This is a genomic window from Burkholderia diffusa (assembly GCF_902499115.1).
Classification (GTDB): domain Bacteria; phylum Pseudomonadota; class Gammaproteobacteria; order Burkholderiales; family Burkholderiaceae; genus Burkholderia; species Burkholderia diffusa.
Window position 1 is genome coordinate 55396 of sequence record NZ_CABVPN010000018.1, and the last position, 26115, is coordinate 81510.

Here is a 26115-nt window from a genome sequence, read left to right on the forward strand (position 1 = left end):
CAACCGGTGGGGCCTGCCGAGCGTTCTACAATGACTGCTGTTCCACGACGTGAGTCTTCATGCGCACTTTCCTTTCCTTCGGCCGCACGCTTGCGCTGGCCGCCGCCGTGCTGGCGCCCGCCGCACACGCGAATAACGTGATCATCCTCAATTCGGCCGAAGCGACGCTTTCCCTGATCGACCAGCAGACCCGCGAAGTCGTTTCCACGCTGCCGACCGGCAAGGAACCGCACCATCTGATGGCGACGCCGGACAATTCGTCGCTGATCGTCGCGAATTCGGTCTCGAACAGCCTGATGTTCCTCGATCCGAAGACGGGCAAGCTGCAGCGCACCGTCGAGGGGATCGACGATCCGTACCAGCTCGGCTTCTCGCCCGACCGCAAGTGGTTCGCGGCGGCGGGGTTGCGGCTCGACCGCGTCGACATCTACAGCTACGACGGCCACGACGTGCATCTCGCGAAGCGCGTGCCGCTCGCGGTGATGCCGAGCCACCTCGCATTCACGAAGGACAGCAAGACGCTGCTCGTGTCGCTGCAGGTGTCCGGCGAGATCGCGGCGATCGATCTGCCGACGCAGACGGTCAAGTGGAAGATGAAGGTCGGCAAGGTGCCGGCGGGCCTGTGGCTCACGCCGGACGACAAGTTCCTGCTGGTCGGGATGACCGGCGCGGATTACGTCGCGGTGGTCGACTGGCGCAACCAGAAGGTCGTCAAGCAGATCCATACGGGCAACGGCGCGCACAACTTCCGCTCGCTTGCCGACGGCACGCACGTCGCGGTCACCAACCGGGTCGCGAACACGATCAGCATCATCGACGAGAACACGCTGACCAACGTCGGCGACATCACCGGCCTGCTGCCGGGGCCGGACGACATGGAATTGTCCGCCGACAAGAAGACGCTGTGGGTGACGTTCCGTTTCGCGAAGAAGGTCGGTATCATCGATCTCGCATCGCGCAAGCTGGTGCAGACGATCGCCGTCGGCCGTTCGCCGCACGGGATCTACTTCTACGACCGCGCGCCGTGGAAGGCTGCGAACGGCGCGTGACGGGCGGAGGCGAGCGATGCTGCACCTGATCGATGCGTTCGTGTCGGACATCCAGACCTGGCTGTACGTCGATGTCGTGCAGCCGCTCCTCTTCAAGTTCAACCTGATGGGCTATGACGAGGACACCTACGACGCGCTGTACTGGGTGATCATCGGCGCGCTGCAGATGGTGCTGATGTTCGCGCTGCTGCGCCCGCTCGAGGCGCTGCTGCCGGTCGAGCGCTGGCAGAACCGCCGCGCGGTGCGGGTCGACGTGATCTATACGGCGATCTCGAAGCTCGGCATCTATACGCTGTTCTTCTTCTTCGCGCTGCAGCCGGTGTTCGACAGCTTCCAGGCATGGCTGCGCCTGCACGGCGTCGCGAACGTCAACCTCGACTATCTGTGGCCGGGCGTGACCTCGCGGCCGATCGTCGCGTTCGCGATCTACCTCGTCGTGCTCGACTTCGCCGGCTACTGGTATCACCGCTGGCAGCACAAATTCGGCATCTGGTGGGAACTGCACGCGGTACATCACAGCCAGCGGCAGATGTCGCTGTGGTGCGACGACCGCAACCACCTTCTCGACAACGTGATCCAGTCGTGCTTCTTCGCGGCGATCGCGCTCGTGATCGGCGTGACGCCGTCGCAGTTCGTCGTGTTGACCGCCGTCACGAACTTCATGCAGAGCATCCAGCATACGAATGCGCGGCTGCCGTTCGGCTGGCTCGGCGAGCGCCTGCTCGTGAGCCCGACCTTCCACCGGCGCCACCACGCGGTCGGCTACGGCCACGAAGGCACCAAGTACGGGTGCAACTTCGGCGTGCTGTTCCCGTGGTGGGACATGATGTTCGGCACCGCGTCGTGGAACCGCACGGTCGAGCCGACCGGCATCCGCGAGCAGGTCGAAGGCGTGTCCTACGGCGACGGCTTCTGGGCGCAGCACGGCCTCGCGTTCGTGCGCATCTTCCGGCGCCTCGTTCCCGCGAAGCGCGGCGCGGCGTCGGCCTGACCTCGTCGCTTTCCCGTTGAACGGCTCTCCTGCACGGCCCGCATGCGCTTTGGCGCATGCGGGCCGTGTGGTTTATCCTTTCCCCGTTTTTCATCGTCGATACAGGTTCGCATGAACGACTTGCTGCGCTCCTTCGTCCGGGCCTTCGTCAGCGCGCTGCACCCGCGCATGCTGTGGCTCACCCTGATGCCGTTCGTCGTCTCGGCGCTGCTGTGGGGCGTCGTGCTGTGGTTCTCGTGGCAGACGCTGATCGATGCCGCGCGCGGCGCGCTCGACGGCTTCGTGCTCACGGCCGTGCTGTACCGCATGTTCGACGCGATCGGGATGTCGCAGCTGCATGCGGTCGTCGCGCCGTTCGTCGTCGTCTCGCTCGCGATTCCACTGATCGTGCTGACCGTGCTGCTGCTGATCGCAACGATCTCGATGCCGGTCGTGATCAAGCACCTGTCGAACCGGCAGTTCGCTACGCTCGAGGCGAAGCGGGGCGGCACGTTCTTCGGCAGCGTGTTCAATTCGCTAGGCGCGGCCATCGTCGGCGTCGTGCTGCTGGTCGTCACGATCCCGCTGTGGCTGATTCCGCCGTTCTTCGCGCTGCTGCCGCCCGTGATCTGGGGCTGGCTGACCTACCGCGTGATGACCTACGACGCGCTCGCGCAGCACGCCAGCCGCGACGAGCGCCGTGCGCTGGTGCGGCAGCATCGTTGGCCGCTGATCGGCATCGGCGTCGCGACGGGGCTGCTCGGTACCGTGCCCACCTTCGTGTGGGTGTCGTCGGTCTGGATGATGGTGCTGTTTCCGTTCGTGGCGGCGGCCATGATCTGGGTTTACGCTTTCATCCTCGTCTTCTCGGCGCTGTGGTTCGGGCACTATTGCCTGCGCGCGCTGGACGACCTGCGCGCGAGTTCGCGCGCCACTGCAATCGACATGGGGCAGGCATGAGCATCGGCATCATCATCATCGGCGACGAAATCCTTTCGGGCCGCCGGCAGGACAAGCACCTGACCAAGGTCATCGAGCTCCTCGGCGCGCGCGGCCTCGCGCTCGACTGGGCCGAATACGTCGGCGACGATCCGGCGCGGATCACCGCCACGCTCGCTCGCGCGATCGCGTCCGGCGACATCGTGTTCTCCACGGGCGGGATCGGCGCGACGCCGGACGACCACACGCGCCAGTGCGCGGCCGCCGCACTCGGCGTGCCGCTCGAGCTGCACCCGGAAGCAAAGGCGCTGATCTCGGAGCGCATCCGCGAGACGCACACCGATCCGGCCAGGCCGGTCGATTTCGAATCGCCGGAAAACCAGCATCGCTTCAACATGGGCGTGTTCCCGGCGGGCGCGACGATCATCCCGAACGGCTACAACCGGATTCCCGGGTTCTCGGTCGGCGATCTCCATTTCGTGCCGGGCTTCCCGGTGATGGCGTGGCCGATGATCGAATGGGTGCTCGACACGAAGTACGGGCATCTCCATCACGCGACGCCGCACGCGGAGCGCTCGCTGTACGTGTTCGAGCTGCCGGAATCGACGCTCACGCCGCTGATGGAGAGGATCGAGCGCGATTTTCCGGGCGTGCGCGTGTTCAGCCTGCCAAGCGTGGGCGACGCCGAGCGCGGCGGGATCTACGCGCGCCGGCATATCGATCTCGGCGTGAAGGGCGAGCCGGAGGCGGTCGCGGCCGCGTTCGTGAAGCTGCGCGAAGGTGTGCACCTGCTCGGTGGCGACGTGGTCGAGCCGGACGTGCCGCGCGCCTGAGGGCCGCGCATCGGTTACCGATGCGGGCCGCGGAGAGGCCGCGCAAAAACCACGGGCCGCGCAACGCGGCCCGTCATCGGGATGTCATCGCCCGCCTCGACGATGTCGCAATCGGGCGTGCTTCGGCGGATGCGCCGTCAGGCGCCGATCCACGGCAGTTTCCGGAAGCACCAGCCGTCGACCGTCTTGCGGTGGCCTTCCGCATCCTTGCCGCCCTCGAAGCCTTCGAGCAGGTCGAAGGCCTTCGTGAAGCCGGCCTGCGTCGACGCGACCGCGGCGAGCTTCGAGCGAGCGGCGCTGCGGCACAGGAACAGGATGGGCGTATCGGCCGGGAGGGCCGCTTTCAGCTGATCGACGAATTCGGCGTTCGGCACGCCGCCCGGGTAGCGCGTCCATTCGAGGTGCAGGTACTGGCTGTCGCCGACGAGCGGGCGGCCGATCCAGTCGAGCTCGGCGCGGGTGCGCACGTCGACGAGGCGTGCCGACGGGTCGAGCTGCAGCAGTTCGAAAGCCTCGACCGGCAGCAGTGCGCCGGCATAGGGGAGCGCGCCCTGGGCGCGGCGTTCTTCGGCCTTCGCGTAAAGCTGGTCGAGCGTACTCATGGCAGGAGGTCTCCGTATCGGTCAAACGATCATTCTAGCGCGGTGCCGCCGCGCGGATGTCCGCTTGTCCGGCAGGGTATGCACCGCCCACGTGTTCACCAAAAAAGTGCAGAATGGCACGCATGCACCAGAATGATTCCATGGCATCGGCGTGCTTCGTCATTTGCACCATGGAGGTGCGGTCAGGCGATCGCCGATGCGGCGCCCGGCCCCGGAATCGCGCAGCCGGGCCCTGCCGTGGCGCGGGCTGGCGCGATTCATGTCGCTTCTGTGCATGGCTGGCACGGTTGCTGCTATATAGAATTCGGTCGACCCGGGGCGCGCTGCGCCAAAGCCAGACTCCGGGCAGCTCGATAAACGAGGCGGTTCCCAGTCCGCCGGAATTGTTCAATCAGGAGAAGAGGTTATGAGTAAAACCGTCGCCGACGTCATGCAGCTCGTGAAGGACGAGGACGTCAAGTTCGTCGATTTCCGCTTCACGGATACGCGCGGCAAGGAACAGCACGTGTCGGTGCCGGTTTCGGCGTTTGACGAAGACAAGTTCGAAAGCGGTCATGCATTCGACGGCTCGTCGATCGCCGGCTGGAAGGGCATCGAGGCGTCGGACATGCTGCTCATGCCGGACCCGAGCGCTGCGTTCATCGACCCGTTCTACGAAGAGTCGACCCTCGTGCTGACCTGCGACGTGGTCGAGCCGGCCGACGGCAAGGGCTACGAGCGCGATCCGCGTTCGCTCGCGAAGCGCGGCGAAGCGTACCTGAAGAGCACGGGCATCGGCGACACGGCCTACTTCGGTCCGGAACCGGAATTCTTCATTTTCGACTCGGTCCAGTGGAACACGGACATGTCGGGCTGCTTCGTGAAGATCAACTCGGAAGAAGCACCGTGGTCGGCAGGCAAGGAATTCGAAGGCGGCAACACGGGCCACCGTCCGGGCACGAAGGGCGGCTACTTCCCGGTCGCGCCGGTCGACACGTTCCAGGACATGCGTTCGGAAATGTGCCTGCTGCTCGAACAGCTCGGCATCCCGGTCGAAGTGCACCACCACGAAGTGGCGGGCCAGGGCCAGAACGAAATCGGCACGAAGTTCTCGACGCTGGTGCAGCGCGCGGACTGGACGCAATGGTCGAAGTACATCATCCATAACGTCGCGCACTCGTACGGCAAGACGGCGACGTTCATGCCGAAGCCGGTCGTCGGCGACAACGGTTCGGGCATGCACGTTCACCAGTCGATCTGGAAGGACGGCCAGAACCTGTTCGCGGGCAACGGCTATGCCGGCCTGTCGGAACTGGCGCTGTTCTACATCGGCGGCATCATCAAGCACGCCCGTGCACTGAACGCGATCACGAACCCGACGACGAACTCGTACAAGCGTCTGGTCCCGCACTTCGAAGCACCGGTCAAGCTCGCTTACTCGGCGCGTAACCGTTCGGCATCGATCCGCATTCCGCACGTGTCGAACCCGAAGGGCCGCCGTATCGAAACGCGCTTCCCGGATCCGATGGCGAACCCGTACCTGTGCTTCACGGCACTGATGATGGCCGGCCTCGACGGGATCCAGAACAAGATCCACCCGGGCGAAGCCGCGGACAAGAACCTGTACGACCTGCCGCCGGAAGAGGATGCAAAGATCCCGACCGTCTGCGCAGGCCTCGACCAGGCACTGGAAGCGCTCGACAAGGATCGCGAGTTCCTGACGCGCGGTGGCGTGTTCACCGACGGCATGATCGATGCATACCTCGCGCTGAAGGAGCAGGAGCTGGCGAAGTTCCGCATGACGACGCATCCGATCGAGTTCGAGATGTACTACTCGCTGTAATCGGCGATGGCGCTTCGATTCAGCGCCGTCATGCCGGTTCGTTCCCGTCGCGCGGCTTGCGGCGGGAACCGCGGAGTCTGAAAGGGGACGGCGTCCAGCCGTCCCTTTTTTGTTCCGAGCATTTCCATTTTTCGACCCGGTGAGGCGCGACGACACGCACGATGGCTCTGAAGAATCTGATCAAGGCGAAGACGGGGCAGCCCGAGCGACTGACGGAAGACGAGCGGCTCACGCGCTCGGGCCTGCTTGCGGGGCTGGAAGCGCTGCCGACGGTCGTGATCGTGCTCGACCGCAAGACGCTGCGGGTCGCGTACGCGAACCCATCCGCGGAGGCGATGCTCGACATCTCGCGCCGGCAGCTCGCGCAGCGGCCGTGGGGCGAGATTTTCCCGAACGCGAACGAGCTCGCGTCGACGATCACCGCGATCGGCGAGGAGCGCTTTCACGCGACGCATCTCGATACCGTGCTCGATCGGCCCGGCCGCGAACCGCTGCACGTGCATGCGATCGTCGGCTTCCTCGAGACCGCGCCCGATTTCGTGCTCGTCGAGCTGTTCGAGAACGAACGGCAGTCGCGCACCGATCGCGAGGAACGCATCCACGACCTGACCGCGGTCAACAAGCAACTGATCCGCAACCTCGCGCATGAAATCAAGAACCCGCTCGGCGGCATTCGCGGCGCAGCCCAGCTGCTCGAATTCGAACTGAGCGAGCGCGAGCGCGGCGAGTTGCGCGAATACACGCAGGTGATCATCAAGGAGTCCGACCGCCTGCAGACGCTCGTCGACCGGTTGCTGGAGCCGCATCGGCATCCGCACATCGTCGGCGACGTCAACATTCATGAAGTGTGCGAACGCGTGCGCGCGGTGATGCTCGCGGAATTTCCGCGCGGGCTCTCCATCGAGCGCGATTACGACGTGAGCGTGCCGGACCTGCGCGGCGACAAGGAGCAGTTGATCCAGGCGCTGCTGAACATCGTGCGCAACGCCGCGCAGGCGCTGCGCGAACGGATCGCGCAGGGCGACGCGAAGATCGAGCTGCGCACGCGCGTCGCGCGCAAGGTGACGATCGCGAAGCGCCTGTACAAGCTGGCACTGGACTTGCACGTCGTCGACAACGGGCCCGGCATTCCGGAGGAGATCCGCGACCGGATCTTCTACCCGCTCGTGTCCGGGCGCGACGACGGCAGCGGCCTCGGCCTCACGCTCGCGCAGACCTTCGTGCAGCAGCACGACGGGATGATCGAGGTCGAGAGCCGGCCCGGCCGTACCGAATTTCAGATCCTGCTGCCGCTCGATCACTGAGCGACGGCATGGCGATTCACCGGATTCACCCATACCTGACCGACCTATGAAGCCGATCTGGATAGTAGACGACGACCAATCGATCCGCTGGGTGCTCGAAAAGGCACTCGCCCGCGACAGCTTCGCGACGAAGAGCTTCGCGAACGTGCGCGACGCGCTGGCCGCGCTCGACCACGAGACGCCGCAGGTGCTCGTGTCCGACATCCGGATGCCGGGCGGCTCCGGCCTCGAGTTGTTGCAGGCGATGCACGAGCGCTTGCCGGGCCTGCCCGTCATCATCATGACGGCGTTCTCCGATCTCGACAGCGCCGTCGCGGCGTTCCAGGGCGGCGCGTTCGAATATCTCGCGAAGCCGTTCGACGTCGACAAGGCCGTCGAGCTGATTCGCCGCGCGGTCGAGGAGAGCCTGCGCGGCGGTGCGCCGCAGGACGAGCGCGTCGCCGAGGCGCCCGAGATGCTCGGCCAGGCACCCGCGATGCAGGACATGTTTCGCGCGATCGGCCGCCTGTCGCATTCGGCCGCGACCGTGCTGATCACCGGCGAATCGGGCACCGGCAAGGAACTCGTCGCGCGGGCGCTGCACCGTCACAGCCCGCGGGCGAACGGCCCGTTCATCGCGCTGAACACCGCGGCGATTCCGAAGGACCTGCTGGAGTCCGAACTGTTCGGCCACGAGCGCGGCGCGTTCACCGGCGCGCAGACGACCCGCCAGGGCCGCTTCGAGCAGGCCGAGAACGGCACGCTGTTCCTCGACGAAATCGGCGACATGCCGTTCGATCTGCAGACTCGCCTGTTGCGCGTGCTGTCGGATGGCCAGTTCTATCGCGTCGGCGGCCACAACCCGCTGCGCGCGAACGTGCGCGTGATCGCCGCGACGCATCAGAATCTGGAGGCGCGCGTGCGGCAGGGGCTGTTCCGCGAGGACCTTTACCACCGGCTCAACGTGATTCGGCTGCGGCTGCCGCCGCTGCGCGAACGCAGCGAGGACATCGCGCTCCTCACGCGCCACTTCCTGCAGAAGAGCGCGCGCGATCTCGGCGTCGAGCCGAAGCGCGTGTCGGACGAAGCGCTCGCGTATCTGACGTCGTTGCCGTTTCCCGGCAATGTGCGACAGCTCGAGAACCTCGCGAACTGGCTGACCGTGATGGCGCCGGCGCAGACGGTCGAGATCAAGGACTTGCCGCCCGACCTCGTGCCGGCAGGCGCAACGGTGACCGCGATGGCCGATGGCGCGGATGCGCCCGGCGGTGTGAGCGGCGGCGTTGCGGGCGACGCGGCGCGCGCGCAGCTGGCGGCGGGTGGCGTGCCGTTGACGGCGGCGCCCGTCGCGGCCGCGCCGAACGGTGCGCCGGCCGGCTATCCGATGTGGGAAAGCGGGCTGCGCACCGAAGTCGCGCGGCTGCTGCGCGAGAATTCGTCCGACGTGATGGACGAGCTCGCGCGCCGCTTCGAGGCGGCCGTGATTCGCGAGGCGCTCGACTTCACGCGCGGCCGCAAGGTCGAGGCGGCGGAGCGGCTCGGCATCGGCCGCAACACCATCACGCGCAAGATCCAGGAACTGCATCTGGAGCCGTAAGCCTCTATCGCGGCATGCGCGGGTGTCGCGCATGCCGCGATCGGACATAATCGCGGTTTGCCGTCAGGTGCGTTCCGTCATGTCCGATTCCTTCCGCTGGCCCGCCGGGGCCGATCCCTTTCGTTTTCTCGAAGCGCTCGACAGCAAGCGCGCCCGCGCGTGGGTCGACGAGCAGAACGCGCGCACGCGTATCGCGCTGCGCGACGACGATGCGTATCGCGCGCTCACCGCGAGGCTCGCGCAAGCGTATCTGCCGCGCGAACGCCCGGTGATTCCGACCCGCTGGCGCGACTGGGCGTACGACCTGTGGCAGGACGATCTCCATCCGAAGGGACTGTGGCGCCGCGCGCGCTGGGACGACTGGCGCGCCGGCCGGCCCGAGTGGGAAACACTGCTCGACGTCGACGCGCTCGGCGCGCAAGAGGGCGAGTCGTGGGTGTTCGAGCAGGACGCAATCCTGTATCCCGACGGTGACCGCGCGCTGCTGTCGCTGTCGCCGGGCGGTGCCGACGCCGTCGTCGTGCGCGAGTTCGATCTCGTGCAGCGTCGTTTCGTCGACGGCGGTTTCACGATCGACGAGCCGGGGCATCACACGGTCGGCTGGATCGACCGCGATACCGTCTACGTGAGCTGGGATCGCGGCGAAGCGCATGCGACCGCGGCCGGCTATCCGTACGAAGCGCGCCGCTGGGTACGCGGCACGCCGCTCGCCGATGCGCCGGTTGTATTTCGCGGCGAACCCGACGACATCAGCGCCGGCGCGTGGTTCGACCCGATCGATGGCCGTCACGTCGCGTGGCGCAGCGTGGACTTCTTCGACGCACACGCGTACTGGCTGACCGACGCGGGCGAGTGGGCGCGCTACGACGTGCCGACGCATGTCGAGGTCGGCTTCTGGGAAGGCTGGCTCGTGCTGGAGCCGCGGCTCGACTGGGACTGCGGCGGCGTGCATCACGCGGGCGGCTCGCTGCTCGCGATCCGCGAGCAGGCGTTCCTGGCAGGGTCGCGCGAGCTCACGACGCTGTTCGCGCCGCGGCCGTCGACGTCCGCCTGCACGTGGACGCACACGCGCACGATGCTGATCGCGAGCTGGCTCGACGACGTGCACAACCGCACGATGCTGTGGCAGCCGCGCCAGGGCGAGGACGGCGCATGGACGTGGGACGCGCGGCCGTTCGACTGGCCGGGCGATGCGCAGATCGACGTCGAGCCGGTCGAGTCGACGCTGAACGACGACGTGTACGTGGACGTCGATACCTATCTCGATCCGCCCGAATGCTGGCTCGCCGACCTGGCCGATCGCGCGGCCGATGCGCCGTCGCGCCGCGTGCTGCTCGATCGGCCGCCGGTGCGGTTCGATGCGGCCGGGCTCGTCGTGCGTCGCGCGAATGCCCGTTCGCGCGACGGCACGGTGGTGCCGTACACGCTGATCGGGCCGCGTGACGCGCTCGATGCACGCGATGCGCCGGATCGCGCCGACGGCAGCGCCCGCGTCGCGCGCCCGTGCCTGCTATCAGGCTATGGCGGCTTCGCGATTCCGAACCTGCCCGGCTACAGCGATGCACTCGGCATTGCGTGGCTCGAACGCGGCGGTGTCGCGGCGTTCGCGCACATCCGTGGTGGCGGCGAATTCGGGCCGGGCTGGCACGTCGACGCGCAGCGCGAACATCGACAGCGCTCGTTCGACGACTTCATCGCGGTGGCCGAGGACCTGATCCGCACCGGCGTGACGACGGCCGCGCAACTCGGCATCGAGGGCGGCAGCAACGGCGGGCTGCTGGTGGGCGCCTGCATGGTGCAGCGTCCGGAACTGTTCGGCGCGGTGCTGTGCCGCGTGCCGCTGCTCGACATGCGGCGCTATCCGAAACTGCACGCGGGCGCCGCGTGGCTCGACGAGTATGGCGATCCGGACGATTCGCGCGAGGGCGCGGCGCTCGCCGCGTACTCGCCGTATCACCGCGTGCGCGAAGGTGTCGTGTATCCGCCGCTGCTGCTGACGACGTCGACGCGCGACGACCGCGTGCATCCGGCGCATGCGCGCAAGATGGCCGCGCGCATGCATGCGCTCGGCCACGAACGGGTGTGGTACTGGGAGAACACCGACGGCGGCCACGGCAGCGCCGACGATCTGGAGCGCGCCGAATCGGATGCGGCGGAGTTCGGTTTCCTATGGGCCCATCTCGGGCCCGCGCCCGCGCGCGGTTGAGCGCGCGCGTGAGAGTGGGCAGGGGCTCAGCCGACGATCGCGACGACGGGTGTGTGGTCGGACGGCTGGTCCCACGTGCGCGGCACGCGGTCGACTTCGCACGACGTGCAGGTGGCGGCGAGCGCCGGCGACAGCAGGACGTGGTCGATGCGCAGCCCCGCGTTGCGGCGGAACGCGAACATCCGGTAGTCCCACCACGTGAAGGTCTTCTCCGGCTGCTCGAAACGGCGGAATGCATCGACGAAGCCGAGTTCGATCAGCTTCGCGAAGTGCGCGCGCTCCTGCGGCGACACGAGGTTCTGGCCTTCCCATTTCGCCGGGTCGTGCACGTCGCGGTCTTCCGGCGCGATGTTGTAGTCGCCGAGCAGCGCGAGCTTCGGGTAGCGCTGCATCTCGGTGGCCAGCCACGCATGCAGCGCGTCGAGCCACTGCATCTTGTAGACGAACTTGTCGGAGTCGGGCGCCTGGCCGTTCGGGAAATAGGCGGACACGATGCGCACACCGTCGACCGTCACGGCGATCACGCGCTGCTGCGGATCGTCGAAGCCGGGGATGTTGCGCACGACGTCCGATTCGTCGACGGCGAGCGTGTCGCGCACGAGGATCGCGACGCCGTTGTAGGTCTTCTGGCCCGCGAACCAGCTGCGGTAGCCGGCAGCCTCGAGATCGGCGCGCGGATACTTCTCGTCGGGCAGCTTCAGTTCCTGCAGGCACAGCACGTCGGTTCCGCTTTGCGCGAGCCAGTCGAGCACGTGCTGCTTGCGGACGTTGAGCGAGTTGACGTTCCAGGTGGCGATTTTCATGAACGGGAATGCGTGCGGGGTGAATGCGAAGGCCGCCATCTTACCGCGAGCAAGGGGCGCGAACGCGCGCGACACGCGACGCGAAGCAGGGGCGATGCATTGCGTGATCGACGACCTGCAAAGAAATTGTGACAAAAGTGTTGACGTGAGTACTTCATCACCCTATAATTTATTTCTCTGACGCGGGGTGGAGCAGTCTGGCAGCTCGTCGGGCTCATAACCCGAAGGTCGTAGGTTCAAATCCTACCCCCGCAACCAAGCACACCAGACGATGTGCAGCGCAAGTGACCGATGCGCGCTTCGTCGACAGGAACCCGGCCTCGTGCCGGGTTTTTTGTTTTCAGCCCGCCGCCCACTCGACCGCCGCCTTCGCATGCAGCGCGGTCGTATCAAACACCGGCAGCGGCGAATCGTCTGCGCCGATCAGCAGCGTGATTTCCGTACAGCCGAGTATCACCGCCTGCGCGCCGCGTTTCGCCAGTTCGTCGATGATCGCTACGTAGGTCGCGCGCGACTCGGCATCGATGACGCCATGACACAGCTCGTCGTAGATGATCCGGTGCACGTCGCTACGCGCGGATTCGTCCGGCACCAGCACGTCGAGGCCGAATTTGTCGCGCAGACGCTCCGTATAGAACGGCAGTTCCATCGTGTAGCGCGTGCCGAGCAGCGCGACGCGCTCGACGCCCGCTGCTCGCAGTGCGGTGCCGGTCGGATCGGCGATGTGCAGGAATGGCAGCGCCACCGCAGCCTCGATCGCGTCGTGCACGCGGTGCATCGTGTTGGTCGTCAACACGACGAGATCGGCGCCGGCCGCTTCGAGCCGGCGCGCGGCATCGGCCATCCGTTCACCGAGCGCGGCCCAGTCCTGCGCGCGCTGCAATGCTTCGATCTCCGCGAAATCCACCGTGACCAGCACGCTCTTCGCATTGTGATGGCCGCCGTGCAGCGCCTTCGAATGGCGATTGATCATCCGGTAGTACTCCGCCGACGATTCCCAGCTCATCCCGCCGATCAGTCCGATCGTCTTCATCCGTCACCCGTGCGTTTCTTGAACTGTGGCAGACGAGTATAGGGGGCGGTCCTTGCGCGCGGCGGTACGATCCGCGCGAAGCGGACCGGTACGGTGCCGCCGGAACGTGCCGGAACTGCGCGGAGGCGACCGAACGCGACATCACGCGACAGTTGAAACGAGCACTGTGTTTTTGTACAGTGTTGGCACCGTGAATCCGACCATCATCCCGCCTGCCGATCCGCGCGTGCCGCCACCCGGCGACGCACCGTCACGCGTGCGCAAGATCATCCATTGCGACTGCGACTGCTTTTACGCATCGGTCGAGATGCGCGACGACCCGTCGCTGCGCAACCGGCCGCTCGCGGTCGGCGGCCGGCCCGACCAGCGCGGCGTGATCGCGACCTGCAACTACGAGGCGCGGCGCTATGGCGTGCATTCGGCGATGTCGTCGGCGCTGGCGATGCGCAAGTGCCCGGACCTGCTGATCCTGCCGTCCGCGATGGACAAGTACCGCGCGGCGTCGCGACAGATCATGGCGATCTATCGCGACTACACGCGTGACGTCGAGCCGCTGTCGCTCGACGAGGCGTACCTCGACGTCAGCGGTTCCGAACTGTGCCAGGGCAGCGCGACGCTGATTGCACGGGAGATTCGCCGGCGCGTGTACGACACGGTCGGCGTGACGGTGTCGGCGGGCGTCGCGCCGAACAAGTTCATCGCGAAGATCGCGTCCGACTGGAACAAGCCCGACGGCCTGTTCGTCGTGCGTCCGCATGAGGTCGACGCATTCGTCGCGGCGTTGCCGGTGCGCAAGCTGCACGGCGTCGGGCAGGTGACGGCCACGCGGCTCGACCGGCTCGGCATCCAGACCTGCGCTCAGCTGCGCGACTGGTCGCTGATCGATCTGCATCGCGAGTTTGGCGCATTCGGCCGGCGGCTGTATCAGCTCGCGCGCGGAATCGACGAGCGGCCCGTGCAGGCCGACCAGGAGCGCAAGTCGGTCAGCGTCGAGACGACCTACGTGACCGACCTGACGACGCTCGAGCAATGCGCGGACGAGATTCGTCGCCTGGTCGTGCAGCTCGACGCGCGGATCGCGCGCGCGGGCGCGGCCCGCGCGATCCGCAAGCTGTACGTGAAGATCCGCTTCGCGGATTTCCAGCGCACGACGGTCGAGTGCGTGGCCGACGCGACGAATGCGCAGACGGCCGTCACGCTGCTCGCGAAGGGGCTGCAGCGGCGCGCGCAGGCGGTGCGGCTGCTCGGCGTCGGCGTGCGCATCGACGAGGACACGGCCGAGCGTCACGGGCAGTTTTCGCTGTTCGACGACGAGGCCGACCGCAACACCGACAACACGGACGAAGCAGGCGGCGAAACGCCGGCACCATGATGAAAAAAGCACCGCCGAAGCGGTGCCTTTCGATGCAGGCGGACGAGCCGGGCAGGGCATGCTCAGTGCGCGGGGGACGCCATCCCGTTGTGGCGCAGCAGCGCGTCGATTTCCGGCTCGCGGCCGCGGAACGCCTTGAACGAATCCATCGCCGGCCGGCTGCCGCCGACTTCGAGGATCTCGCGGCGATAGCGCGTGCCGGTCGCCGCGTCGAGCACGCTGCCGCTCGCGGCAGCCGCTTCCTCGAACGCCGCGTACGCGTCGGCCGACAGCACCTCGGCCCACTTGTAGCTGTAATAGCCGGCCGCATAGCCGCCCGCGAAGATGTGGCTGAACGTATTCGGCCAGCGCGAGAACGCCGCCTGCGGAATCACGTGGTAACGCTCGTTGATCTCGCGCGCGAACGCGTTCACGCCGGTCGTGCCGGCCGGGTCGAAGTCGACGTGCAGCAGCATGTCAAACATCGAGAACACGATCTGGCGGAGCGTGCCGAGACCGCTCTGGAAGTTCTTCGCGGCGATCATCTTGTCGAACAGCTCGCGCGGCAGCGCGGCGCCCGTCTCGACGTGCGACGACATCGACGACAGCACGTCCCATTCCCAGCAGAAGTTTTCCATGAATTGCGACGGCAGCTCGACCGCATCCCATTCGACGCCGTGGATGCCCGACACGCCGAGTTCGTCGACGCGCGTGAGCATGTGATGCAGCCCGTGGCCGAATTCATGGAACAGCGTGATGACTTCGTCGTGCGTGAAGCATGCGGGCTTGCCGCCGACCGGCGCCGAGAAGTTGCAGGTCAGGTACGCGACCGGCGTCTGCACGGCGTTGCCGCGCTTCGCGCGCGCACGCGCATCGTCCATCCACGCGCCGCCGCGCTTGCCTTCGCGTGCATACAGGTCGAGATAGAACTGCGCGACGAGCGAGCCGTCGCGGTTCTCCACGCGGAAGAAGCGCACGTCCTTGTGCCACACCGGTGCGTCGTCCGGCTTGATCCGCACGCCGAACAGCGTTTCGGTGACGGTGAAAAGGCCCTTCAGCACGGCCGGTTCCGGGAAGTACTGCTTGACCTCGTTTTCCGAGAACGCGTAGCGCTGCTGGCGCAGCCGCTCGGCGGAGAACGCGACGTCCCACGGCGCGAGCTCGGCCAGACCGAGTTCCTTCGCGGCGAACGCGCGCAGTTCGTCCCAGTCCTTGTCAGCGTGCGGTCGCGCGCGCGTCGCGAGATCCTCGAGGAACGCGATCACCTGCTGTGGCGATTCGGCCATCTTCGGCGCGAGCGACACTTCGGCGAAGTTGCGGTAGCCGAGCATCTGCGCTTCTTCGCGGCGCAGCTTCAGTTCGTCGGCGACGATCGCCGTGTTGTCCCACTCGGCCTTGCCGCCGCCGTACTGCGGGCCAAGTTCCGATGCGCGGGTTGCATACGCGCGGTACAGCGTCTCGCGCATCGCGCGGTTCTCGGCGTACTGCAGTACCGGGAAGTAGGACGGGAAGTGCAGCGTGAACTTCCAGCCTTCCTTGCCTTCCTTCTGCGCGGCTTCGCGGGCCGCTTCGATCGCGTCGCCCGGCAGGCCGGCCAGCTCGGCTTCGTCGTGCGCGAAATACGCATACGCGTTGGTTGCGTCGAGCACGTGATCGGAGAACGCCTTCGACAGCGCGGCCTGCTGCTCCTGCAGTTCCGCGAAGCGCGGCTTCTGGTCCTCGGGCAACTCGGCGCCCGACAGGCGGAAATCGCGCAGCGCGTTGTCGAGGATCTTCTTGCGCTCGGCGGACAGCGTCGCGTATTCGGCGCTCGCGGCGATCGCCTTGTACTTCTCGTACAGCGCGAGGTTCTGGCCGACGCTCGACCAGAACTCGGTCACGCGCGGCAGGTTTTCGCCGTAGGCGGCGCGCAGCTCCGGCGTATCGGCGACCGCGTTCAGGTGGCCGACGACGCCCCATGCACGCCCGAGCGGCTCCGTCGCCTGCTCGACCGTCTCGACGATCGCGGCCCATGTCGCCGGCGTCGCTGGCGCGCTCGCGGTGTCGACCGCGCGGTTGGCGGCATCGAGCAGCGTGTCGAGCGCGGGCGTCACGTGTTCCGGACGGATCTCGCCGAAGCGGGGCAGGCCGGAGAAATCGAGGAGCGGATTGGTGTTGGCGCTGGCGGACATTAAGACTCCCTGTCTGTTGCCGGATGAACCGGGGTGAAAAGGGTGAGGCGCGATGCGGCGGCGCCCGATACCGACATTATTGGGGCGCATCGCGCGCTTTCCAATCGTTAGTTTCTAACGACGCGATTGGATGCGCTCGGTACGGGGTCGGATACGGGGGAATTCAGTGCGACGGCGCGGCCACGGCGGGCGACCGGCGAGACGCCGGCGCGCGAATGCGCGCCGGCTGGGCGGGCAGAGCAATCGGGCGGCGCTCAGGCGGCCGCGGCAGCGCGCTCGGCGGCTTCGATCGTGTTGATCAGCAGCATCGTGATGGTCATCGGGCCGACACCGCCCGGCACCGGCGTGATGTGACCGGCAACTTCCTTCACACCAGCGAAGTCGACGTCGCCACACAGCTTGCCCGCATCGTCGCGGTTCATGCCGACGTCGATCACGGTCGCGCCGGGCTTGACCATGTCGGCGGTCAGAATGTTGCGCTTGCCGACCGCGGCGACCACGACGTCGGCCTGGCGCGTGTGCGCGGCGAGGTCGCGCGTCTTGCTGTGGCAGATCGTCACGGTCGCGCCGGCTTCGAGCAGCAGCATCGCCATCGGCTTGCCGACGATGTTCGAGCGGCCGATCACGACCGCGTTCGCGCCCTGCAGCGGGATGTCATGCGCCTCGAACATCTTCATCACGCCGTACGGCGTGCACGGGCGGAACAGCGGCTTGCCCGTCATCAGCGCGCCGGCGTTCGCGACGTGGAAGCCGTCGACGTCCTTCTCCGGCGCGATCGCCTCGATCACCTTGTGGCTGTCGATGTGTTTCGGTAGCGGCAGCTGGACCAGGATGCCGTGGATCTTCGGGTCGCGGTTCAGTTCGTCGATGCGCGCGAGCAGGTCGGCTTCCGACAGGGTGTCCGGGTACGCATCCTTCTGCGAGAAGAAACCGTTGTCCTCGCACGCCTTGATCTTGTTGCGCACGTAGACTTCGCTCGCGGGGTTCGCGCCGACGAGGATCACCGCGAGACCAGGCTGGTGGCCGCGTGCGGTCAGGGCGGCGGCGCGTTCGGCGGCCTGTGCGCGCAAGGTCTTCGAAAGGGCGTTGCCGTCGATGAGGAGGGCTGTCATGGTGGTGGTTTTGCCGGGAAGTTGGAATGCGGGCGTGCGGCGCACGAAACGCCGCAGCAAAGCACGCAATTATACCGGTCGCCTGCCGTCGTCCGACAGCGAATACAAGGAAAGCGTCATGGCGGCAGTGCCGGCGCTCCGGGAGGCGGCGCCGGGCACGTGCCGTGCGAGCGGGCCGCATCGCGCGGCGCGGTCGTGCGGTGGTGCGGCCAGCGGGGCAGGTGCCCCGCGGCCGCGCAACGTTCAGGCCTGCTTCTTCGACAGGGCGAGGCGCAGCAGGTCGGCGACCGTGTTGACGTTGAGCTTTTCCATGATGTTCGCGCGGTGGGCTTCGACCGTCTTGATGCTGATCCCGAGATCGTCGGCGATCTGCTTGTTCAGCCGGCCGGCGATGATCCGCTCGAGCACCTGCTGCTCGCGCGCGGTCAGCTTCGACAGGCGCTCGCTCGCGGCGCGCTGTTCCTGGACGCTCTTGCTTTCGCTTCGGGCCTTGTCGAGCATCCGCTCGACGAGCTTGCGCAGCTCGGCCTCGTCGAACGGTTTCTCGATAAAGTCCATCGCACCCTTTTTCATCGTCGACACCGCCATCGGCACGTCGCCGTGGCCCGTGACGAAGATGATCGGCAGCGCGGCGTTGTCCGCGATCAGGCGCTCCTGCAGCTCGAGGCCGCTCATGCCCGACATCCGCACGTCGAGGATCAGGCAGGCGATCTGGCCGGCCTGCTGCGCCGGCTGATAGGCATCGAGGAACTGCTCCGCGCTCGAGAAGCATTGCACGCGATAGCCGTTCGCCTCCAGCAGCCAGCGCAGCGAGTCCCGTACGGCTTCGTCGTCGTCGACGACGAAGACAGTTTCCTGAGTGGTGGTGACAGGGCTATTCATAGTTCTCCCGTAACGGTATGTGATGCCGATGCCTCGCGCCCCCCTTGGCCGAGATCAGCGGGTTCCCCAATGGGCAGGCTGCAGTGGAACGTCGCGCCGGAAATGCGGCCATCCGGCTCGACGTTGTTGACCACCCACAGACGCCCCCGATGCGATTCGATGATCGAACGGCAGATGTTCAGCCCCATGCCCATGCCATCGGACTTGGTGCTGTAAAACGGTTCGAACAGGCGCTCGGCGGTCGCTTCGTCGACGCCCGGGCCCTGGTCGATCACGCGGATGTCGACGAAACCCGCGTCGATGTCGGCGACCACGCGGATCACGCCGTCCGCCGACGCCGGCTTCACGTCGGCCATCGCCTCGGCCGCGTTCTTCAGCAGGTTCATCAGCACCTGCTCGATCAGCACGGGGTCGACATAAATAATAGGCATTCTTGCGAGGATTTCCGTGACGATCCGGATTCTGCGCTTCCTGGCCTCGATTTCGGCGAGCCCGACGGCGTCGGCGACGATGTCCGCGACGCGCGCCGGCTGGCGCTTCGGCTCGCTGCGCTTCACGAATTCGCGGATCCGCTTGACGATCATCCCCGCGCGCAGCGCCTGCTGTGCGGTCTTTTCCAGCGCGGGCTGCAGCGTCTCGGGCGTGCCGCGGCCGCTCTTGACGAGCGCGAGCGTGCCCGAGCAGTAGTTGTTGATCGCGGCGAGCGGCTGATTCAATTCGTGTGCAATCGACGACGCCATTTCACCCATCGTCATCAATCGGCTCGTGAACTGCAGCTTCTCCTCCTGCTGGTGCGCGAGTTCCTGCGCCTTCTTGCGGGTCGTGATGTCGGTCGCGATCTGCATCTGCGCGAGGTGACCGTCCACCCACTGGATGTACTGGCGCCGCACCTCGAACCACTTCTGGATGCTCTCGACGTACACCTCCTGCGCATCGGCCGTGCTGCTCGTCAGCGCGGCGGCCGGCAGGCCCGCGAACGCGTCGACCATGTCGATCGAGTCGGACGATGCCTGCGCGCGGTCGAAGCCGCCGCCGGACAGCTCGAGGTGGCCGTCCGGACGGATGCCGAACAGGTGGCGGTAGTAGCGGTTCGCGAACAGCAGCTCGGCTTCGTCGGCGGCGAGCACCGACACGGCGGCGTCGAGGCTTTCGAGCACCGTCGTGAAGCGCTCGTGCGCGGCCGCGAGTTCCTCGCGTGCGCGCTTCGGCTCGGTGATGTCGGTCATCGACGACATCCAGCCGGTCTGGCGGCCCGAGCTGTCGATCAGCGGCGACACGTAGAGGCGCGCATGGAACAGCGTGCCGTTCTTGCGCCGCACGCGCAACTCGAAGCCCGAGCTCGGTGCCTTGCCACGCAGGGTCATGTCGAGCTGGCGCTGCATTTCCGGGTAGGCGTCGCGCGGCCAGTACGGGAACGGCGCGACCTTGCCGACGAGGTCGGTTTCGTCCCAGCCCGTCATCCGGCAGAACGCGGGGTTCACGTGCGTGATGCGGCCGTGCATGTCGAGCACGCGCATGCCGATCAGCACCGAGTTTTCCATCGCGCGGCGGAAGAACGCTTCCGCGTACAGCGCCTGCTGCGCCTCGAAACGCTGGCGCGTGTGCTTCCACAGGCTCCAGAGGCTCCACAGCACGAAGCACGACAACCCCGCGACGAGCCACACGAGCGTATTGTTGGTCAGGTTCGTGAGCTGCGGGAATGCGTACACGCGCACGGTGAGCCCCTGGCCGGGCGGATCGAGCGGCAGGTCGTAGTGGGAGTCGCGCGGCAGGCGCGGGCGCGTCGACGTGGACGACAGCTCGCGGTTGTTCGAGTCGGTGATCGAGATCTTGTACTTCGACGACAGCTCCTGCGGGATGTCGTGCTTCAGGATCCCTTCGACCGAGAACACCGCGGCGATCGAGCCGAGATATTCGCGGTCGCCGCGCATCACGGGCGTCTGCAGCGTGATGAAGCCGTTGCCGAAGTCGTCGTAGATCAGCGGCGAATAGGCCTGGCGGCGCGTGCTGCGCGCTTCGTCGTACGCGCCGCGCACGGCGTCCTGCATCTGCGCGTCGCCGGGCTTCGCGAGCCGCTGGCCGAGCAGCGGCGGGTGCACGGTCGGCCAGCGCTGCACGCCGGGCGCGGTGTACCAGTTCAGGTAGAGGATTTCCGGATGCGTCTGCATCACGTCCGCGACGGCCATCTGGAATGCATTCTGGTCGAGGCGGCCGGACGCGAGATCGCGCGACAGCGCCTGCAACTGCTCCTGCGCGCCCGTCATCGACAGGCGGATCTGCTGCTGCGCCCACGCGACGTTACGGAACAGGGTGTCTTCCTGCTGCTGCTGTTCGCGGCGATTGAGGCTCCATAGAATCAGGCTCATCACCACGAGGAACACGAGGATCGACAGCAGCGGCGTCAGCAAATAGGAGTTGGACCACCACGGTCCGTGGTGCCAGCGGGACGGCTGCGACTCCGCCGGCGGGCCCGACGGTCGCGCCGAGCGTGCGAAAAGCCGATCGGTCAACATGGCAGGATTGTAGCGCAGCGCAATACATGGAAAACCCATACCGGATATGTTGAACGGAAACGGATTTGTCCTTGCGACGCGTGCCGGAGAGGCCCGAAGCGAGGGTGCAGCGCAGCAATATTCCGCATTACGAGAAAAGATCTCATAATTCGAAAATTTTGTTGCGCGTGGTCGTACACGCTCATTACAATCCGTCGGAGCTTGCCCGCAGCCGGCCGCGTCGCGGCGTCTGCACAAGAGCGATCCTCACATTCCAGGACCCAGGAGACGAGAATGTCCGCTGTACCGAACGAAGTGATGAAATATGTCGCCGCCGATCGTGACGACGACCCGCAAGAAACCGTTGAATGGCTCGAGTCGCTCGACGGCGTGATCTCCTCCGTGGGCACTGGCCGCGCGCACTACCTGATCGAAAAGCAGATCGAATTCGCCCGCATGCACGGCGAACACCTCCCGTTCTCTGCCAACACCCCGTACATCAACACGATCCCGGTCGAAGCCCAGGCGAAGATTCCTGGCGACCAGGATATCGAGCACCGCATCCGTTCGTACACGCGCTGGAATGCGCTGGCGATGGTGCTGCGCGCAGGCAAGGATACGAACGTCGGCGGCCACATCGCATCATTCGCGTCGGCCGCGACGCTCTATGACGTCGGCTACAACCACTTCTGGCACGCGGCGTCCGACCAGCACGGCGGCGATCTCGTGTTCGTTCAGGGTCACTCGTCGCCGGGCGTGTATTCGCGCGCGTTCCTGCTCGGCCGCCTGAAGGAAGAGCAGCTCGACAACTTCCGCCAGGAAGTCGACGGCAACGGCATTTCGTCGTACCCGCACCCGTGGCTGATGCCGGACTTCTGGCAGTTCCCGACCGTGTCGATGGGTCTCGGCCCGATCATGGCGATCTACCAGGCGCGCTTCATGAAGTACCTGGAATCGCGCGGCATCGCGAAGACCGCCGGCCGCAAGGTCTGGGCGTTCCTCGGCGACGGCGAGACGGACGAGCCGGAATCGCTCGGCGCGATCGGCATGGCGAGCCGCGAGAAGCTCGACAACCTCGTGTTCGTGATCAACTGCAACCTGCAGCGTCTCGATGGCCCGGTGCGCGGCAACGGCAAGATCATCCAGGAACTGGAATCGGAATTCCGCGGCGCCGGCTGGAACGTGATCAAGGTCATCTGGGGCAGCCGCTGGGATGCGCTGTTCGCACGCGACAAGACGGGCGCGCTGATGCGCCGCATGATGGAATGCGTCGACGGTGAATACCAGACGTACAAGTCGGAGTCGGGCGCGTACGTTCGCGAGCACTTCTTCAACTCGCCCGAGCTGAAGGCGCTGGTCGCCGACTGGTCGGACGACGACATCTGGGCGCTGAACCGCGGCGGCCACGATCCGCACAAGATCTACGCGGCGTTCCACGAAGCCAGCAACACGAAGGGCGCGCCGACCGTCATCCTCGCGAAGACCATCAAGGGCTACGGGATGGGCGAGTCGGGCCAGGCGATGAACATCACGCACCAGCAGAAGAAGCTGCCGGTCGAGCAACTGAAGAAGTTCCGTGACCAGTTCCGCCTGCCGATCACCGACGAGCAGATCGCCGACGTGCCGTACCTGAAGTTCGAGGAAGGCTCGAAGGAACTCGAATACATGCGCCAGAAGCGCATGGACCTCGGCGGCTACCTGCCGCACCGCCGCGAGAAGGCGACGTCGCTGCCGGTGCCGGCGCTCGACGCATTCGAGCCGCTGCTGAAGGGCACGGGCGAAGGCCGCGAGATCTCGACGACGATGGCGTTCGTGCGGATCCTGAACATCCTGCTGAAGGACAAGGCGCTGGGCAAGCGCGTCGTGCCGATCGTCCCGGACGAATCGCGTACGTTCGGCATGGAAGGCCTGTTCCGCCAGATCGGTATCTGGAACCAGGAAGGCCAGAAGTACGTGCCGGAAGATTCCGACCAGCTGATGTTCTACAAGGAATCGGAAACCGGCCAGATCCTGCAGGAAGGCATCAACGAAGCGGGCGGCATGTGCGACTGGATCGCGGCGGCGACGTCGTATTCGACGCACGGCGAGATCATGGTGCCGTTCTACATCTTCTATTCGATGTTCGGCTTCCAGCGGATCGGCGACCTGGCATGGGCGGCGGGCGACATGCGCTCGCGCGGCTTCCTGCTCGGTGGCACCGCGGGCCGCACGACGCTGAACGGCGAAGGCCTGCAGCACGAAGACGGTCACTCGCTCCTGTGGGCGGCATCGGTGCCGAACTGCGTGAGCTACGACCCGACGTTCGGCTACGAACTCGCGGTGATCATCCAGGACGGTCTGCGCCGCATGGTGCAGGACCAGGAAGACGTGTACTACTACATCACGGTGATGAACGAGAACTACGAGCACCCGGCGATTCCGCAGGGCGAGCACGTGGCGGCCGACATCATCAAGGGCATGTACGCGTTCAAGAAGGCCGACGCCGACCAGAAGGCGCCGCGCGTGCAGCTGCTTGGCGCAGGCACGATCTTCAACGAAGTGATCGCTGCCGCCGACCTGCTGAAGAACGACTGGGGCGTCGCGGCCGACCTGTGGAGCGTGCCGAGCTTCACCGAACTCGCGCGTGAAGGCCACGAAGTCGAGCGCTGGAATCTGCTCCATCCGACCGAGGAGCGTCGCCTGTCGCACGTGCAGAAGTGCCTGAAGGACACGCAGGGTCCGGTCATCGCATCGACCGACTACGTGCGCGCGCTGGTCGACCAGATCCGCGGTCAGGTCGATCGCCGCTTCGTCGTGCTGGGCACGGACGGTTTCGGTCGTTCGGACACCCGCGAGAAGCTGCGTCACTTCTTCGAAGTCGACCGTCACTGGGTCACCGTCGCCGCGCTGAACGCGCTGGCCGACGAAGGCACGATCGAGCGCAAGGTGGTCGCGGATGCGATTGCCAAGTACAACCTCGATCCGTCGAAGCCCAACCCGATGACCGTTTAACGCACACGCGCCGTGTGATGCCGCGCGCCGCTTCCGGGAGGGGCGCGCGCGGCCATGGAGACACAAAAAGATGAGTCAAGCGATCGAAGTGAAGGTGCCGGATATCGGCGATTACAAGGACGTGCCCGTCATCGAGGTGCTCGTGAAGGTGGGCGACACGGTCGAGCCCGAGCAGTCGCTCGTCACGCTCGAATCGGACAAGGCGACGATGGACGTCCCGAGCCCGGCAGCCGGCACGGTCAAGGAAGTGAAGATCAAGGTGGGCGATTCCGTGTCGGAAGGCTCGTTGATCATCCTGCTCGAAGGCGGTGCCGCGGCGCAGGTGAACGGCGCGGCCGCACCGGCAGCAGCTCCCGCACAGGCGGCAGCGCCGGCACCGGCTGCAGCAGCGCCGGCTGCACCCGCGGCTGCGGGTGGCACGCTCGAGGTGAAGGTACCCGACATCGGCGACTACAAGGACGTCCCGGTGATCGAGATCGGCGTGAAGGTCGGCGACACGGTCGAGAAGGAGCAGTCGCTCGTCACGCTCGAATCGGACAAGGCGACGATGGACGTGCCGAGCCCGGCCGCCGGCGTCGTGAAGGAAATCAAGGTCAAGGTGGGCGATTCGGTGTCGGAAGGGACGCTGATCGTGCTGCTCGACGCCGCCGGCGCAGCGCCTGCCGCCGCGCCGCAAGCGAGCGCGCCGGCACCGGCCGCTGCCGCGCCGGCTCCCGCCGCCGCACCGGCACCCGCGAAGGCTGCGCCGGCTCCGGCTGCTGCCGCGCCGGCCGCCGCACCGTCGGGCGAGTATCGCGCGAGCCACGCATCGCCGTCCGTGCGCAAGTTCGCGCGCGAACTCGGCGTCGAAGTCGCACGCGTGCAGGGTAGCGGTCCGAAGGGCCGTATCACGAAGGACGACATCACGGGCTTCGTGAAGGGCGTGATGACGGGCCAGCGCGCAGCGCCGGGCGCAGCAGCCGCGCCGGCAGGCGGCGGCGAGCTGAACCTGCTGCCGTGGCCGAAGGTCGACTTCTCGAAGTTCGGCCCGTTCGAGGCGAAGCCGCTGTCGCGCATCAAGAAGATCTCGGGCGCGAACCTGCATCGCAACTGGGTGATGATCCCGCACGTCACGAACAACGACGAAGCGGACATCACCGAGCTCGAAGCGCTGCGCGTGCAACTGAACAAGGAGCACGAGAAGGCCGGTGTGAAATTCACGATGCTCGCATTCGTGATCAAGGCGGTCGTCGCCGCGCTGAAGAAGTTCCCGACCTTCAACGCAAGCCTCGACGGCGACAACCTGGTGTTCAAGCAGTACTACCACATCGGTTTCGCCGCGGACACGCCGAACGGTCTCGTCGTGCCGGTGATCCGCGACGCGGACAAAAAGGGCCTCGTCGACATCGCGAAGGAAATGGCCGAGCTGTCGAAGGCCGCGCGCGACGGCAAGCTCAAGCCGGACCAGATGCAGGGCGGCTGCTTCTCGATCTCGTCGCTCGGCGGGATCGGCGGCACCAACTTCACGCCGATCATCAACGCGCCGGAAGTCGCGATCCTCGGGTTGTCGCGCGGCCAGATGAAGCCGGTGTGGGACGGCAAGCAGTTCGTGCCGCGTCTGACGCTGCCGCTGTCGCTGTCGTATGACCATCGTGTCATCGATGGCGCGGAAGCCGCGCGGTTCAATGCGTATCTCGGTGCGTTGCTTGCCGATTTCCGTCGCATCATTCTTTGATGAGCGGGGAGTTTGCTCGCGGGGCGTGGGTTTTCTTTCGGTGATCCACGCCCTGTCGTTGAACTGGCTTTCTTGACGGTCTGCTAGCGTCGCCCCTGCGCGGGGCGGCGGTCACTTTTCTTTGTCTTCCAAAGAAAAGTAACCAAAAGAAAGGCGCGTCCTTGGGCGGACGGCAAAGGTGGTCCTGCCCACGTGCGCGTTCTCTTCTCTTGCCAGGCCGTAGTTCTTCCGCGAGCAGCTCCCTCTCTGTCTGCAGCTAATCAAG

The 26115-nt window shown here is 66.3% G+C and carries 18 protein-coding genes and 1 tRNA gene; 12 read left to right on the top strand and 7 right to left on the bottom strand.

Annotation, left to right across the window (positions count from 1 at the left end; genetic code table 11):
• Positions 1 to 59 precede the first annotated feature (59 nt).
• The 4 genes from BTE28158_RS19215 to BTE28158_RS19230 all read left to right on the top strand — a co-directional run bounded on the left by BTE28158_RS19215 (position 60) and on the right by BTE28158_RS19230 (position 3791).
• Positions 60 to 1049 carry a YVTN family beta-propeller repeat protein gene (locus tag BTE28158_RS19215; RefSeq protein ID WP_059608430.1) on the top strand — a complete coding sequence of 330 codons (990 nt, stop codon included), beginning with the start codon at positions 60 to 62 and terminating at the stop codon, positions 1047 to 1049.
• A 16-nt stretch (positions 1050 to 1065) separates the two neighbouring features.
• Entirely contained in the window at positions 1066 to 2040 is a 975-nt protein-coding gene (locus BTE28158_RS19220; RefSeq protein WP_151051752.1) for a sterol desaturase family protein, read from the top strand.
• Positions 2041 to 2151: 111 nt separating this feature from the next.
• Positions 2152 to 2979, top strand: coding sequence for an EI24 domain-containing protein (locus BTE28158_RS19225; protein WP_151051750.1), 828 nt, complete (start codon positions 2152 to 2154; stop codon positions 2977 to 2979).
• Complete coding sequence (locus BTE28158_RS19230) at positions 2976 to 3791, top strand: competence/damage-inducible protein A (RefSeq protein ID WP_124622291.1); 816 nt, start codon at positions 2976 to 2978, stop codon at positions 3789 to 3791. The genes BTE28158_RS19225 and BTE28158_RS19230 overlap by 4 nt, the downstream gene beginning before the upstream one ends.
• Positions 3792 to 3928: 137 nt before the next feature.
• Here the strand turns inward: BTE28158_RS19230 and BTE28158_RS19235 are convergent, their stop codons facing one another.
• Positions 3929 to 4393 (bottom strand): rhodanese-like domain-containing protein, encoded by a 465-nt coding sequence (locus BTE28158_RS19235; protein WP_151051748.1) that lies wholly within the window; start codon positions 4391 to 4393, stop codon positions 3929 to 3931.
• A 406-nt stretch (positions 4394 to 4799) separates the two neighbouring features.
• On the opposite strand from BTE28158_RS19235, the gene glnA reads away from it, so the two are divergent.
• From glnA to BTE28158_RS19255, 4 genes are all read left to right on the top strand, one after another.
• The gene (glnA, locus tag BTE28158_RS19240; RefSeq protein ID WP_059678739.1) at positions 4800 to 6215 is read left to right on the top strand and encodes a type I glutamate--ammonia ligase; all 1416 of its coding nucleotides are present in this window, start codon (positions 4800 to 4802) and stop codon (positions 6213 to 6215) included.
• 161 nt (positions 6216 to 6376) lie between these two features.
• Positions 6377 to 7519 carry a nitrogen regulation protein NR(II) gene (gene glnL / locus BTE28158_RS19245; protein ID WP_059608424.1) on the top strand — a complete coding sequence of 381 codons (1143 nt, stop codon included), beginning with the start codon at positions 6377 to 6379 and terminating at the stop codon, positions 7517 to 7519.
• A gap of 46 nt (positions 7520 to 7565) precedes the next feature.
• Positions 7566 to 9095, top strand: a complete 1530-nt coding sequence (gene ntrC / locus BTE28158_RS19250) for a nitrogen regulation protein NR(I) (protein ID WP_124903517.1) — start codon at positions 7566 to 7568, stop codon at positions 9093 to 9095.
• A 79-nt stretch (positions 9096 to 9174) separates the two neighbouring features.
• A complete protein-coding gene (locus tag BTE28158_RS19255) occupies positions 9175 to 11301 on the top strand; it encodes a prolyl oligopeptidase family serine peptidase (protein ID WP_151051012.1) in 2127 nt (708 codons plus the stop codon).
• 26 nt (positions 11302 to 11327) lie between these two features.
• On the opposite strand, the gene xth is transcribed toward BTE28158_RS19255, so the two are convergent.
• The gene (xth, locus tag BTE28158_RS19260; RefSeq protein WP_203249536.1) at positions 11328 to 12104 is read right to left on the bottom strand and encodes an exodeoxyribonuclease III; all 777 of its coding nucleotides are present in this window, start codon (positions 12102 to 12104) and stop codon (positions 11328 to 11330) included.
• Between the two features lie 181 nt (positions 12105 to 12285).
• Between xth and BTE28158_RS19265 the strand changes: the two genes are divergently transcribed.
• A tRNA-Met gene (locus tag BTE28158_RS19265) sits at positions 12286 to 12362 on the top strand.
• An 82-nt stretch (positions 12363 to 12444) separates the two neighbouring features.
• Here the strand turns inward: BTE28158_RS19265 and BTE28158_RS19270 are convergent.
• A complete protein-coding gene (locus BTE28158_RS19270) occupies positions 12445 to 13137 on the bottom strand; it encodes an aspartate/glutamate racemase family protein (protein WP_059608420.1) in 693 nt (230 codons plus the stop codon).
• A 166-nt stretch (positions 13138 to 13303) separates the two neighbouring features.
• Between BTE28158_RS19270 and dinB the strand changes: the two genes are divergently transcribed.
• On the top strand, positions 13304 to 14509 hold the full coding sequence (dinB, locus tag BTE28158_RS19275) for a DNA polymerase IV (RefSeq protein WP_151051010.1): 1206 nt from the start codon (positions 13304 to 13306) through the stop codon (positions 14507 to 14509).
• 62 nt (positions 14510 to 14571) lie between these two features.
• On the opposite strand, the gene BTE28158_RS19280 is transcribed toward dinB, so the two are convergent.
• From BTE28158_RS19280 to fixL, 4 genes are all read right to left on the bottom strand, one after another.
• The gene (locus BTE28158_RS19280; RefSeq protein WP_151051008.1) at positions 14572 to 16659 is read right to left on the bottom strand and encodes a M3 family metallopeptidase; all 2088 of its coding nucleotides are present in this window, start codon (positions 16657 to 16659) and stop codon (positions 14572 to 14574) included.
• 254 nt (positions 16660 to 16913) lie between these two features.
• Positions 16914 to 17771 carry a bifunctional methylenetetrahydrofolate dehydrogenase/methenyltetrahydrofolate cyclohydrolase FolD gene (gene folD / locus BTE28158_RS19285; RefSeq protein WP_124903509.1) on the bottom strand — a complete coding sequence of 286 codons (858 nt, stop codon included), beginning with the start codon at positions 17769 to 17771 and terminating at the stop codon, positions 16914 to 16916.
• A 243-nt stretch (positions 17772 to 18014) separates the two neighbouring features.
• Positions 18015 to 18653 (bottom strand): oxygen response regulator transcription factor FixJ, encoded by a 639-nt coding sequence (fixJ, locus tag BTE28158_RS19290; RefSeq protein ID WP_006493245.1) that lies wholly within the window; start codon positions 18651 to 18653, stop codon positions 18015 to 18017.
• The gene (gene fixL / locus BTE28158_RS19295) at positions 18650 to 21166 is read right to left on the bottom strand and encodes an oxygen sensor histidine kinase FixL (protein ID WP_124903507.1); all 2517 of its coding nucleotides are present in this window, start codon (positions 21164 to 21166) and stop codon (positions 18650 to 18652) included. Before fixL ends, fixJ begins: the two co-directional genes overlap by 4 nt.
• 273 nt (positions 21167 to 21439) lie before the next feature.
• Here fixL and aceE point away from each other — a divergent pair, with 273 nt between their 5' ends.
• Both aceE and aceF read left to right on the top strand, forming a co-directional pair.
• Positions 21440 to 24136, top strand: a complete 2697-nt coding sequence (aceE, locus tag BTE28158_RS19300) for a pyruvate dehydrogenase (acetyl-transferring), homodimeric type (RefSeq protein ID WP_151051006.1) — start codon at positions 21440 to 21442, stop codon at positions 24134 to 24136.
• Positions 24137 to 24206: 70 nt separating this feature from the next.
• On the top strand, positions 24207 to 25850 hold the full coding sequence (gene aceF, locus BTE28158_RS19305) for a dihydrolipoyllysine-residue acetyltransferase (protein WP_174920025.1): 1644 nt from the start codon (positions 24207 to 24209) through the stop codon (positions 25848 to 25850).
• Positions 25851 to 26115 lie beyond the last annotated feature (265 nt).